This window comes from Scytonema sp. UIC 10036 (genome assembly GCF_009725235.1).
In genome coordinates this window covers 1-13,172 of the sequence record NZ_WJFC01000287.1, presented here as the reverse complement: position 1 = coordinate 13,172, position 13,172 = coordinate 1, and the positions used below count along the sequence as shown (strand labels likewise).

13 protein-coding genes and 1 pseudogene are annotated in these 13,172 nt (G+C 41.2%); 11 read left to right on the top strand and 3 right to left on the bottom strand.

All coding sequences use genetic code 11. From position 1 onward, the window contains the following. Positions 1 to 140 precede the first annotated feature (140 nt). The 5 genes from F7734_RS56960 to F7734_RS56940 all read left to right on the top strand — a co-directional run bounded on the left by F7734_RS56960 (position 141) and on the right by F7734_RS56940 (position 3,379). A complete protein-coding gene (locus tag F7734_RS56960; protein ID WP_155752992.1) occupies positions 141 to 1,403 on the top strand; it encodes a SufS family cysteine desulfurase in 1,263 nt (420 codons plus the stop codon). A gap of 164 nt (positions 1,404 to 1,567) precedes the next feature. Further along, the gene (locus tag F7734_RS56955) at positions 1,568 to 2,185 is read left to right on the top strand and encodes a Uma2 family endonuclease (protein ID WP_155752991.1); all 618 of its coding nucleotides are present in this window, start codon (positions 1,568 to 1,570) and stop codon (positions 2,183 to 2,185) included. A gap of 228 nt (positions 2,186 to 2,413) precedes the next feature. Then, positions 2,414 to 2,683 carry a hypothetical protein gene (locus tag F7734_RS56950; RefSeq protein ID WP_155752990.1) on the top strand — a complete coding sequence of 90 codons (270 nt, stop codon included), beginning with the start codon at positions 2,414 to 2,416 and terminating at the stop codon, positions 2,681 to 2,683. A gap of 2 nt (positions 2,684 to 2,685) precedes the next feature. Continuing rightward, the gene (locus F7734_RS56945; RefSeq protein WP_155752989.1) at positions 2,686 to 2,916 is read left to right on the top strand and encodes a type II toxin-antitoxin system HicA family toxin; all 231 of its coding nucleotides are present in this window, start codon (positions 2,686 to 2,688) and stop codon (positions 2,914 to 2,916) included. A gap of 46 nt (positions 2,917 to 2,962) precedes the next feature. Then, a complete protein-coding gene (locus F7734_RS56940; RefSeq protein ID WP_155752988.1) occupies positions 2,963 to 3,379 on the top strand; it encodes an Imm1 family immunity protein in 417 nt (138 codons plus the stop codon). A 274-nt stretch (positions 3,380 to 3,653) separates the two neighbouring features. On the opposite strand, the gene F7734_RS56935 is transcribed toward F7734_RS56940, so the two are convergent. The 3 genes from F7734_RS56935 to F7734_RS56925 all read right to left on the bottom strand — a co-directional run bounded on the left by F7734_RS56935 (position 3,654) and on the right by F7734_RS56925 (position 6,642). After that, positions 3,654 to 5,126 carry a family 43 glycosylhydrolase gene (locus F7734_RS56935; RefSeq protein ID WP_155752987.1) on the bottom strand — a complete coding sequence of 491 codons (1,473 nt, stop codon included), beginning with the start codon at positions 5,124 to 5,126 and terminating at the stop codon, positions 3,654 to 3,656. A 97-nt stretch (positions 5,127 to 5,223) separates the two neighbouring features. Beyond that, positions 5,224 to 5,919, bottom strand: a complete 696-nt coding sequence (locus tag F7734_RS56930) for a Uma2 family endonuclease (RefSeq protein WP_155752986.1) — start codon at positions 5,917 to 5,919, stop codon at positions 5,224 to 5,226. A 21-nt stretch (positions 5,920 to 5,940) separates the two neighbouring features. Beyond that, the gene (locus F7734_RS56925) at positions 5,941 to 6,642 is read right to left on the bottom strand and encodes a Uma2 family endonuclease (RefSeq protein ID WP_155752985.1); all 702 of its coding nucleotides are present in this window, start codon (positions 6,640 to 6,642) and stop codon (positions 5,941 to 5,943) included. A gap of 193 nt (positions 6,643 to 6,835) precedes the next feature. Between F7734_RS56925 and F7734_RS56920 the strand changes: the two genes are divergently transcribed. The 6 genes and pseudogenes from F7734_RS56920 to F7734_RS56895 form a co-directional block, all read left to right on the top strand. Then, entirely contained in the window at positions 6,836 to 8,473 is a 1,638-nt protein-coding gene (locus tag F7734_RS56920) for a type II CAAX endopeptidase family protein (RefSeq protein ID WP_155752984.1), read from the top strand. A 714-nt stretch (positions 8,474 to 9,187) separates the two neighbouring features. Next, positions 9,188 to 9,463, top strand: a complete 276-nt coding sequence (locus tag F7734_RS56915) for an NINE protein (RefSeq protein WP_155752983.1) — start codon at positions 9,188 to 9,190, stop codon at positions 9,461 to 9,463. A 209-nt stretch (positions 9,464 to 9,672) separates the two neighbouring features. Next, complete coding sequence (locus tag F7734_RS56910; protein ID WP_155752982.1) at positions 9,673 to 9,936, top strand: TM2 domain-containing protein; 264 nt, start codon at positions 9,673 to 9,675, stop codon at positions 9,934 to 9,936. Positions 9,937 to 10,111: 175 nt separating this feature from the next. Further along, complete coding sequence (locus F7734_RS65900; protein WP_347566460.1) at positions 10,112 to 10,522, top strand: DUF2752 domain-containing protein; 411 nt, start codon at positions 10,112 to 10,114, stop codon at positions 10,520 to 10,522. A gap of 103 nt (positions 10,523 to 10,625) precedes the next feature. Beyond that, on the top strand, positions 10,626 to 10,814 hold the full coding sequence (locus F7734_RS56900) for a hypothetical protein (protein WP_155752981.1): 189 nt from the start codon (positions 10,626 to 10,628) through the stop codon (positions 10,812 to 10,814). A gap of 160 nt (positions 10,815 to 10,974) precedes the next feature. Beyond that, a pseudogene (locus tag F7734_RS56895) lies at positions 10,975 to 13,172 on the top strand (cation-translocating P-type ATPase); the annotation flags it as partial.

The following is a 13,172-nucleotide window of genomic DNA, read 5'->3' as shown; positions in this document are numbered from 1 at the left end:
ATTTTTAACTCTAATTTTTAATAATTTAAGTTCTATCTTATATCTACTATCAACTAACCACTAACTACTAACAACTAACAACTAACAACAAACAACCAACAACCAACAACCAACAACTATCAACTAACAACTATCAACCAATGACTTATACACAAGAAAGAACCCTTGCCGATAAAGTCCGTTCTGACTTCCCAATATTACATCAGGAAGTCAACGGGAAACCTTTGATTTATTTCGATAACGCTGCTACATCACAAAAACCTTTGCTCGTACTGAATACTTTGCGAGATTATTACGAGCAGTACAATTCTAACGTGCATCGTGGCGTACATACTCTCAGTGCTAAAGCCACTGAAGCTTATGAAGCCGTCAGAGATAAAGTTGCTGCGTTTGTCAATGCTGCATCGCGTCAGGAAATTGTTTTTACCCGTAATGCGACTGAGGCTATTAACTTGGTTGCTTACAGTTGGGGAATGAACAATTTGCAACAGGGAGATGAAATTATTCTCTCAGTTATGGAACACCACAGTAATTTGGTTCCTTGGCATTTTGTGGCACAAAAAACAGGTGCTGTGCTAAAGTTTGTGGAACTGACACCAGAGGAAAGTTTTGATTTGGAACAGTTTAAAACACTGATTTCTGACAAAACAAAATTGGTGTCGGTGGTTCATGTTTCTAATACTTTGGGTTGTATTAATCCCGTAACAGAAATTTGCGCGATCGCTCATCAATACGGAGCAAAAGTTTTAATTGATGCTTGCCAAAGTGTCCCCCATATGCCGATTGATGTCCAGCAATTTGACTGCGATTGGTTGGTAGCTTCCGGACATAAAATGTGTGCGCCAACTGGAATTGGATTTTTGTATGGCAAGTTGGAATTGCTGCGGCAAATGCCTCCCTTTTTTGGTGGTGGGGAGATGATTGCTGAAGTGTTTTTAGATAGTTCTACCTACGCCGATTTACCCCATAAATTTGAAGCCGGTACACCTGCGATCGCAGAAACAATTGCCCTAGGCGCAGCAGTGGATTACCTCAGCAGTATTGGCATGGATAAAATCTATGCTTATGAATCTGAATTGACTGGTTATCTCTTTGATAAGCTAGTACAAATTCCAGGAATTCGTTTATTTGGTCCATTGCCTAAAATTGCAGGTTTGGGGAGAGCTGCGCTTGCTGCTTTCACTGCAAAAGATGTCCATGCCAACGATATATCGACATTATTAGATCAAGAAGGTATTGCCATTCGTTCCGGGCACCATTGTACTCAACCATTACACCGCCATTTAGGTATTGCAGCAACAGCAAGAGCGAGTTTATCTTTCTACAATACAAGTGAAGAAATTGACGTTTTTGTGAAAGCATTAAAAGAAACTCTAGATTTCTTTAGCAGTTTTGGAAGTTAAATTATAGAGGATTTATAAACTCCCGCACAATAGAATTTTAGAACTATACACTTGGTTTGTAGTTGCGCTGTCTTCGCATGCATCCCAACTACAAACCAATTAATTTATACCTCATTAGCCGAACATGATATGACTGACAAAAACTCATATCAATAGAAGAACTTATGACTACTGCACCAGTTTCACCCAAACTATTAACTTTTCAAGAATTTACAGCATGGCGTCCCGAAGGTAGACGCTACGAACTACACAATGGAGCAATTGTCGAGATGGCTCAACCAACCGGGAAGCATGAAAATGTCGTTGGGTTCTTAGCACGTAAAATAACTGTAGAGTTCGATCGCCTCAACCTTCCCTACCACATTCCCAAAACTGCATTAGTTAAACCATCGAACCAAGAATCAGCCTACTCTCCAGATATTTTATTAATAAATCGCGACAATCTCCCAAATGAACCGCTGTGGGAGAACGAGTCAACTGTTTCCCAACCCGCATCTATTCCCTTAGTCGTTGAAGTTGTTTCAACTAATTGGCGAGATGACTACCATAAAAAGTTCGCTGATTATGAAGAAATGGGTATTCCTGAGTTTTGGATTACTGATTATGCTGCACTAGGAGGACGCAACTTTCTTGGCAACCCCAAAGAACCTGCAATTTTTGTATGCCAGTTACTTAATGGGGAATATCAAATGAATTTGTTTAGGGGAAACACTGCAATTGTATCCCCTACTTTCCCTCAACTCAATCTGACAGCCCAGCAAATTTTTGATTCTGCTTTGTAGCTAGAGCGTTTGTGGGTTAGCGCATATGAAATTTATAGTCTTCAGTTCCCCGACTTCTCAAAGAAGTCGGGGAGCTAACTTTTCAGGAATAATTGAGGATTGCTACATCATGTAGAATTTATGTGTATAAATGCGATCGCTAAAATTAGAATAGTAGAAGAAAACTCACCACAAGTTATGAATACAAGCAGTGGTGGCAGAGTTAAGTCCTAAAGATAGGATAAAAAAATGCATATCGACTATACAGTCCAAATTTGGAAAGAAGACTCACAATTTGTAGCTCATGCGATGCCCTTAGATGTTATGAGTTCAGGAGAAACGCAAGACAAGGCAAGAATTGCTTTAGACGAAGCAGTCCATCTTTTTCTAGTTACTGCTGCTGATATGGGTACTTTAGAGGAAATTCTTCAGGAAACGGGTTACAAACTACAAGATGGAAACTGGATAAGCCCTAATTGGGTATCAATTGAAAGGCATTCTATGACAGTAGATGTCTGAAAATGCCAAGAATAACACCCATTTCCTGGCAAAGGCTAGAAAAGGTATTTATTGCTGCTGGTTTTACATTTGCTAGGCAAGAAGGAAGTCATCGTTGCTACATCAAACCCGGTATCTCTAGACCAATCGTAATTCCTACATACGATGAAATTCCCGTCTCAATCATCAAAAACAATTTGAAAACAGCCGAAATTTCTAGAGACGATTATTTTCAATTGCTAAATCAAGTTTGATCGTAGACTGATAACCCTGTGATGCTAGCACTTTGAGAGGAAGGAAATGTTTGTATTAAATATGTCTGTAGAAAAATGGGTTGGAAACAAAAATGAAGGGGAATTAATCGAAAATCCAAACTGGAGTAAGATAGAAGCTGCTATACGCGAATTAAATGGTAAAAGTAAAACTTTAGTGACACTTGGTGCAGATGATGAAATGTATATGAGTATTGGAGGTGGTGAGTCAGAAAAATATATTGTTACTGTAACTTTTGATAACTTAAGCTTTTATAGCTTAGTTGATTCATCTAAGCCCAATATAACAGAAAAGCTAGTTGTTGGCGGACAGGAAGGAATTTATCCGGCAAAGATGTGTGTTGATTTGTTACGTTGTTTGCTAGCTGCTAGAACTTTTACAGAATTAGGGAATCTCGATCTATTACTTTGCTGGGAAGAAGATAAATCGTTAGCCGTAGCGTAATGAAAATGGGTTGGGTGGGCACTGCTAGCCCTGTCAAGGTGGATAAAAACTTCAGGTACTCGATAGCTACCTCATCTCTTACCTCTGTGTACTCTGCGCCTCTGCGGTTAAATAAATGACTTTTAAACCGCAGAGGCACAGAGAGCGCAGAGAAAAAAGATGAGGAATTGCCACTTGAATTAAAATTTTATGAGTCACCTTGACAGGGCTAGGTGGGCACTGCCTACCCTACGCTTAAGTGTTTGTATTTGCGATGCATGCGACGACAGCGCTACTACGAACCAGGAAAAATATCGATGCAATCAATTTCGGCAGAATTTTCGCCTTTGCTGAAGCGAATCTGGTTTGTGCCAGTGTTTAATTGTACTCGGATAACTGCATTTAACCAGTTGTCCCATCCCGTCCACACATATCTTATTGCTGGAGCTTCCTTGCCATTAATATATAATCTGTGACTTGCTATCTTTCCGCCTTCTGTGCCATTCCCAAATCTGACTGACATATTGTATGTTCCTCGCTTTTTTACCTGAACGCGGAATTCTACATTGCTTTGTGGGTTATCAATGTAACCAACTTTTGCTCCGTTTGATGCGCTTGGGTGAGATATTATTTTGGCAACACCAGTAAAACGAGCATCTTCAGCTTGGTAGCGATCGCGTTGAGGCTCTCCACCAGGTACATTAATAGGAGTATTAACAGGTGCTGGAGAAGCAAAGTTAGGAGTACCGTCTCGGTTCCATCCAAATCTTTGAGTTCTTATATGTCGATTCCACCCAGCGCTTAAATGGTTTGCTGCATGGTAAACAATCCAGTCTTCTTTGTTATTTGGAGATTTCACAAAGCTGCAATGTCCGGGACTAACTACGCCATTCCCGCTTTGAAACACTGGTTCTTTATATTTACGCCAAGCAGATGCAGACAAAAGGTTACTGCCAACTTTTGCTGTTAATAAACCCAAAGCATAATTATTAGTCCAACCTACACTTGCAGAGTAAACGAGATTAATGGTTTTGTCTTTAATAATGACTTGCGGTGCTTCATTCACCTTTGGAGGGCTACCAAAAGTTTCCCATGCATAAGTTGGAGTTGAAATCTTAACTCGCGAACCACTGAGTGACGTTGGATTGCTCATTGGTGCAATATACAAATTCTGTTGTACGTTATTGTCGCCTTCCCATCCAGACCAAATAAAGTATCTTTTCCCACTCACAGTTAAAACTGTACCATCAATTGCCCATGTGTCATTTTTTTTGTCATATATTTTGCCTCGATCCACAAAATTTCCGCGAAACGGATCGGAACTAGTATTTTCAAGCACAAACATTCTATGGTTTGGATTATTACCATCATCTGCAGTGTAGTATATGTACCACTTTCCATCCAGAAAATGTAATTCTGGTGCCCATATATTCTGACTATTTGCACCTGACTTGGGTGGTGTCCAAACAGTTTTGCTTTCTCCCCCTGCAATGCCTGAAAGTGTCAAAGACTTCCATATTGTAATATTTTGATTTGTTAAGTAGGTCATGTAATAATATCCGTCTGTGTGTTTGTACACCCACGGATCGGCTCCACTTTGATCGAGAACGTTATAAAAATTAAAGGTTGGAGATCTTGTAAAACTATTTTTAATTGCAAGGCTAGAATCTGCTGCAAATATTAGATTACCATAACCGATAACCCCAGAAATTGTCACAACAAGAATACTAGCAATGAATAATGCCACCCATTTACGAAAATAACGCATTCTATTTTGGATTTTAGATTTTAGATTTTGGATTGAGGCGGATTTAGTATCATACTCTTTTCCCATTCCCAATGCCCCATGCCCAATGCCCCATGCCCTATTCTAAATTATCTGGATCTACCCCCAGTCTTCGCAACTCTTCTGCTAATCTTTGAGCACGTTGTTCGGCGGCTGCAACTCTTTCTTCTGGTGTTGGGTATCTGATACCTTGGCGATCGTACCAGTACAACCAATCCCGCGTGATTCCCAAGTAAGTTCCCCGTTCGCAACCAATTCCCAATCCTACCTCTTCCAACCACACAGGGCTTCCTGGTTGCAAAATATAAGTGCCATCTATCAAACGAAAGACTTCAAAAGTCGTTTTTCTACGACGGCGAGGGTTGTAAATGACGTAGTATAAAATTCCCAGTTTCTCATAAAGTTTTCTTTTACCAATATATTCCTCTCCACAGGTATTATAAGGAACTATCTCAAGGACCATAATTGGTGCAACTTTTTCTATCCAAGACACGTAACACAAGCGCAAGTCTTCGTATTCATCATCATCTATAACTCTTTGAGTTCCGAGACTCAAAAATGCATTTGGTACAGCAGGAGGCTCGTTGGGATTGTAAAAAATTCCCATACTGATGCCAAAGCACCAATCAGTACGATTTGCCCACACTCCTGCAAGCACAGAATTCAGTAAACTAGGTACCAAATTTTGCAATTCATCATTTACAGGGGTATCGTCTGAGCTGACTAAGTCCATAGGAGAGGGCAAACTGTCCCATGAAGGCTCCTCCAATATCATTGAGATAACCTCAAAAAAATATTAATTTAGCGTATCTGGATCTATTCCTAAAGAACGTAACTTTTCTGCTAACCTTTTGGCACGTTGTTCGGCAGTGGTAGCACGTTGTTCGGCAGTAGTGGCTAGTTCTTCTGGCGTTAAATATCTTACTCCTTGTTGGTCATACCAGTACAACCAGTCTCGGGTAATGCCCAGGTGGGTTCCTCTTTCGTGACCGATTGCCAATCCTACCTCTTCCAACCACACTGGGTTTCCTTTTTGTTTAACATATTCACCATTTACCAAACGATAAACATCCAAAGGAGGCTTGTTAGGACGGATGGGATTGTAAATAACGTAGTATGAACTTCCCAACTTAGCGTAAAAGTCTTTTTTCTTTGTATACTCCCCACGCCGTTTTTTAGAAACAACTTCTAGCACCATAGTCGGAAGAACCTTTTCTTCCCAAAGGACATAACTCAAGCGTAAGTTTTCGCTGACAATTCGACGAACCCCCAAACTCAAAAATCCATCTGGTACGATAGGTGGTAAGTCGGGATCGTAGTAAACTCCCATATCCACTCCAAAAAACCAATCCATACGGCTAGCCCATATCCAAGCCAAGATTGCTTTGAGAAAACCAGGAATTAAATCTTGCAGTTCGTTATCCACAGGAGTATCGTCAGAATCAGGTAAATCCTCTGCAGAGGGCAAGCAATTAAATAATGGTTTGTACTCTAACATAATGGAACCGCGAGATACTTATGAATTGATGATATCTAAGGTTAGTTGTTGGTTGTTGGTTGTTGGTTGTTGGTTGTTGGTTGTTGGTTGAAAACCCCTACTCCCTACCCCCTAACCAATCAAGGCATTTTCTTGCGATAATTCTCAAGGGGTCAGACGATTGGCTCTGCACTGGTTAGTCAAGGGAGGAAGAATGAGTCACGAGCAGCCAAGTTCAACGTTTGTAAGAACCGCAGGGCGGTTTATTTTAATAGTTCTGACTCTGCTGACAATCTTAACTGCCGGTCAGTCTTTATTATCGAGTTGGCAGCAACCTCAGTTTCAAAGTCGCTTGGAACTTTACCAAACAAATCTTGTACTACAAGCAGTTTCTCTGGAAACGTCGGACAGCGACAACGAGAATTTGAAGCCTTTGCAAGATGCTATCCTTGGTGCTAAACCTCTGGATGCAGCTACACAGCAGTATCAAGAAGCACGCAAATCGGCTCAAGGTAATTTAGAAAAAATCAAAACTCAACTTGCACAACTTCAATCTCAACCAGAAACGGCTCCTGCAACTTCTCAACCTCAATTGCAATATCCTCCTGCAACTAACCCCACTTCCGAACAGCAGCTACTGTTGCAGCAGTCGCTCAATCAAATGCAAAAATTAGTTCCCGAATTAGATTTGCGATTGGGAATCTTACAAGCACAGCAAGGAAAAACTGATGCTGCTTTGAAAACGTGGAATGAAATGCAGCAAAGTTTGGGAAGTGATTCTGAATTTGCCAAGGTAGCAGCAGTTTTAGCAGGGCTGTGGAGCGATCCCCCTCGTCTTTTGCCTGATTCTGAACCACTGATTCAAGCTAATTTAGATGGCTGGTTTAAATATATTGCTCTGGAAAAACTCTATCAACTTCAGCAACGGCAAGATACCCTGACAAATTTAAAAACATCTCAACAGGAAGTTGCTGAAACAGCAATGTTGAGATTATCACTGATTGGTACTGTCCCGGTGATTGCTTCTCTTATTGGGGTTGGCTTATTGCTCTTTTTGCTGGGCGAACGTGTTTTCAAGGGAAAAACTGCAATACTTGCTCAAAATGCAGATGTCACTTGGTTAACTCCTTGGAATGCTGAAACGATTTTGATAGTCTTTGTTGTAGGTTTTTTCTTCACGGGACAATTCCTGGTACCTGTGGCTCTCAAAGCATTCCTCGTACCTTTAGCAAAATCGGTTCTTCCTATCAAAACCCTTGCCTCTAGCGTGCGAGTTCAAGCTGTATCTGTCTTTGTTAGTTATTTGTTCGTGGCATTAGGTGCTCTGTCAGTACTGTATTTAGCTATCAAGCGGTTTTTTCCACTACCAGATGATTGGTTTCGCTTCCGGTTCAATGATAAATGGTTTTTATGGGGGTTTGGTGGCTACTGTGTAGCATTGCCTGTAGTGGTTGTCGTATCTTTGGTGAATCAACAGTTGTGGAAAGGGCAAGGCGGTAGCAATCCCCTGTTACAACTGGTGCTTGAAAGCCAAGATTCTATCGCACTGACTATATTTTTCTCTACGGCGGCGATCGCAGCTCCCATTTTTGAGGAAATTCTCTTTCGCGGTTTCTTGTTACCCTCTCTCACCCGTTACCTACCCGTATGGGGATCGATCCTCATCAGTAGTTTTTTGTTTGCGGCTGCTCACCTAAGCTTGGCGGAAATTCTCCCCCTTTTCTCTTTGGGCATCGTACTGGGCGTCGTTTACACGCGATCGCGCAATCTTCTGGCTCCTATGCTTCTCCACAGTCTTTGGAATAGTGGTACTCTCCTGAGTCTGTTTATTTTAGGTAGCCCCAGTCAATGATTTTTTCTATTTGCCAACTTTACAAATTCTTTGCTAAAAGTTTTACAAAAATTTACTGACAGACCTTGGTGTTTAATGTCAATAAATGCTAATTTGAATCAGATGTGCTAAAGTTGACAACAACTTAGGAACTCCGAAAAAGAAACAGTGAAGTAGTCACACTAAAAGATTCTACCCGTTCACAGGTGTAGGCTCCTTTGATGGCATAAATAGCTAAAACAGAACCATTGTATGTTCGCTGTTCCATTAAGAAACAGTGAGCAGACTGCGGTTCATACAGTTACTGCTATTTCGATTGACTTAAAATTATAATACTATCTACACCAGTATTCTTATTATCGTAGAAATATAAAAAGAATCCGGAGAAAGCATAGCTTGACTGGTAAAAATGACTAGGGTACTTGTATTTTTACGACTCTTGTAGCTAATTGTCCATCAAAGAATTTGCCAGCATAACGTGCTGCAAAACTGCTTAGCCGGATTTTCTAGCTAAAGTAAAGATAGGAGAGTTACGAAGGAGTACAGTTTCAGCTGTGTCTGAAGACTGTTAGTTTTTCGTGTCGCTAGCGTTCACCATACATTGGTAGCACGCTAGTTCTGCATATCTATTTTTATCAGTGCTTCTACTGCTCGTTAAGTCAACCAAAATCCTTAACTAGCTACAGCTTATACGTCTTACTTATAAATCACTCATAAAGCAAAGGAACTAAACCCATGGCTAAACTCAGCCCCAGTCATGCTACCAAACAACTTTTAGCTGGATACTGCGGTATTATCTTTGGTGGTTTTGGTATCCACAAATTCATTCTTGGCTATGCTCCTGAGGGATTTGTCATGCTAATCATTTCATTGGTTGGTAGTTATTTTACCTATGGTTTGACATTACTCATTATGCAGCTTGTTGGTTTAATTGAAGGAATGATTTATTTAAACAAATCACACGATGAGTTTGTCAGTACCTATTTCCTCAATAGGCAAGGTTGGTTTTAACCACTAACCCCTAACCACTAACCACTAACCAGCGATCGGAGATCGGTCACTGGTCATTTGTATTGCTTCATAACACAATACATTATTTCTCGACTATCCTAGCCCTTTCAGGATGTTTGTGCAAAATTAAGTGATTGTACGGTTTGTAGGTAAAAAACTCAACGCTAGCATTGTGGCGTCATGATGAGAAATACAGGAGTTGCACTCAAATGTCGAATGGAACCTCAAGCGATGCTAGCAAAAAAACTGCTGCTGGTATTTGTGGCATCCTGATTGGAGCATTAGGTGTTCATAAGTTTATTCTTGGTTATAATACCGAAGGTATTATCATGCTACTTGTTTCGTTACTAACATGTGGTATCGGAGCACCATTCATGGGCATTCTCGGTTTGGTTGAGGGCATTATGTATTTAACCAAAACTGATGATGAATTTATTAATACTTACATAGTGAATAAAAAGAAATGGCTTTAATCATTTCAAAAGTCAAAATATAAAGTTCATATGTAAATTCAATAAATATGGAGCAACCCTCCCACATTCAGTTGTCTGCGTCTCAATAAAATAGGTGTTGAAATTATCTCGATATCCTTTATCATACCGGGGTCAAATTGTTCGTTGGGGTCTACTTGGATTTTGTAGTACCCCAATACTTGGAACTCTATTCTACAACCAAGGTTATAGAATAGCTTTCTTAGTTTGTCCGATTCGACATTTCACTGGTATTCCTTGTCCGACATGCGGAATGACTCGTTCTTTTATGGCGATCGCACGTGGTGATTTAGAACGAGCAATATCAGAAAATGTGTTTGGTATTATCTTATTTTCTAGCTTTTTCATTGCTGTCATTCATGTTGCTGTGGAGTTACTGTTAAAACGTCGAATGACTGCATTTTATTGCCAAGTCATTAGAATAAAAACTTTTCACTCAATCGGTTTTTCTATATGCTTGTTTTACTATATTCTGCGTCTGTTTAATTTATTCACAACCGGAGAACTCTATATTTCTTTTATGCACTCTCCTCTCGGTCAATTTCTTTTTTCTATAAAAGTCAATTGAAGGTTGTTGAGTTAGCTCCCCGACTTCTCAAAGAAGTCGGGGAGATGGAACAGAATTGTGAGTTGTGTTAGTCTTTATGAGAAACTAAATAGTATTTACTGATATGTTAGCTCTCAAAGGTAAAAATTTAACCTTAATAGCTCTTGCTCTCATGGCAATGGCGTATTTCAGTACTATGTCTCATTTGGAAATACACCCTTTTTTAAAAGGTGAATTTGTTCTTATACCACTACAGGTGCTGGCATTAATTTACATTATGTATTGGCGTTGGTATCAGCGTCCGTTGAAATGATGGAGAAGTGATACCAGAGATGATGTCCAATGTTTCACGAGCTTCATAAAAGTTAACATATTTGACAATCTGTCAATGTTTCGGATTTCGCCTACGCTCAAATAAGAGGCGCTTAAATGAGAGCGTCTATATTTCTTTCGTAGCAAATCCAAACATTTCCATGCAATTTGTCTCGAAGACTAACCTTCCCTTAGAACCAGCCCTAACAACAGAGAAAATTACTTTGGATGTTGGGGGTATGAAGTGTGCTGGCTGTGTAAAGGCAGTAGAACGCCAGCTAACTCAACATCCGGGAGTTAAAAGCGCTTGTGTGAACCTAGCAACAGAAGTAGCAGTCGTAGAATTAGAAATTGGTGCGGTACAGCCAGAAGCACTGGCAGAGAAATTGACATCAGCTGGATTCCCGACTCAACCCCGGAAATTAGGCAAAGAAGGAGCAAGCGAGACACAAGGAATGCCCAATCCAGAAGAACGCCAGCGCCAAGAAATGAAGTTAGCACGGCAGCAGTTGGCGATCGCCGCAATACTTCTGGTACTGTCAATGACCGGGCATATTGGCAGTCTTGGGGGACCGATACCGCCAGTTTTGCAAAATATTTGGTTCCACTGTGGCTTAGCAACTGTCGCCATACTCATTCCCGGTCGTCCAATTTTGATAGACGGGTGGCTGGGCGTGCGGCACAATGCACCTAATATGAATACCCTTGTGGGATTGGGAACGCTAACAGCCTACATTGCCAGCTTAGTTGCCTTAGTGTTTCCCCAACTGGGTTGGGAATGTTTCTTTGATGAGCCAGTCATGATGCTGGGCTTTATTTTGTTAGGGCGGACATTGGAAAAACAAGCCAGAAATCGTGCGGCTGTGGCATTTAAAGGGTTGCTTGCCCTCCAGCCGCAAGTAGCCCGGTTAATTGCTAAACCAAAACTAGAGGAAGATACGACTTCTACAGTTTCTGCCAATAAGGGAGTTGTGGAAATTCCCGCTGAAGTTGTGCGTGTTGGTGAATGGTTGCAAGTTCTTCCTGGAGAGAAAATTCCCGTTGATGGCGAGATTGTGGATGGACAAACAACTGTAGATGAGTCGATGCTGACTGGAGAAGCAATGCCAGTTATCAAACAACCGGGAGATTCAGTAGTAGCAGGGACAATCAATCTTTCAGGTGCGATCGCAATGCAGGCAACTCGTACTGGAAGCGATACAACTTTAGCATCGATTGTTGCCCTAATAGAAACAGCCCAAACTCGCAAAGCCCCCGTACAAAAATTAGCAGATACAGTAGCAGGATACTTTACCTATGGTGTATTGACAGCTGCGCTGTTAACATTTATTTTCTGGTACTTTTTCGGCACCCACATTTGGCATAACGTAACTATGTCAGGTGTAATGAACATAGCTCATCATTCCCACACTCCCTCACTGACTCACTCCCTCACTCCCCTCACCCCTCACCTCCTTGTCAGCCTTAAACTAGCGATCGCAGTCATGGTAGTTGCTTGTCCTTGTGCGTTAGGCCTTGCACACCCACAGCCATACTTGTTGGGACAACTATTGGCGCACAGAGGGGTCTTTTCATCAAAGGTGGAGATGTTTTGGAGAAAGTACACCTTCTAAGCACCGTCGTTTTTGATAAAACTGGGACTCTAACGACAGGTCATCCTGTGATAACGGACTGCATCCCTGAAGGCGTTGGGCATCGGGAACTGGGCATGGGGAATAACTCACCTCAATCACTTATCCAAATAGCTGCTGCCGTGGAAAGTGGAACAATTCACCCACTTGCAAAAGCCATTGTACAAGAAGCACAAAAGCAAGATTTGTCAATCCCCAGTGCTACGGATTTTTGTACAGAACCAGGATTGGGCGTATCTGCTGTTGTGGAAGGCAGTTTAGTGCTTTTGGGTAATAGAGACTGGCTGCACTGGCATGGAATTGCGATCGGCGAAACTACAGCAAAACAAGCGCAAACACTAGCGGCAGATGGTAAGACAGTTGTTTTTATAGTAGTGGAAGCTACTGTAGCCGGACTTATTGCTGTTCGGGACAATATAAGACCAGATGCTAAAGCAACAGTGGACAGGTTGCGTCAAATGGGTCTGCGGGTCATGATGTTAAGCGGTGACTCATTAGAAGCTGCCACTGCTGTAGCCAACCAACTAGGACTCTCAAGCGCTGATGTTGTGGCAGGTGTTCCCCCCGCAAAGAAAGCATCTGTCATTCAAGAGTTACAACAGGGAGTAGGGAGTAGGGAGTGGGGAGTAGGGAATAATTTTCCCAATCCAAAATCCAAAATCCAAAATCCAAAATCCAAAATCCAAAATCCAAAATCCAAAATCCAAATTCCAAAATCCAAAATCCAA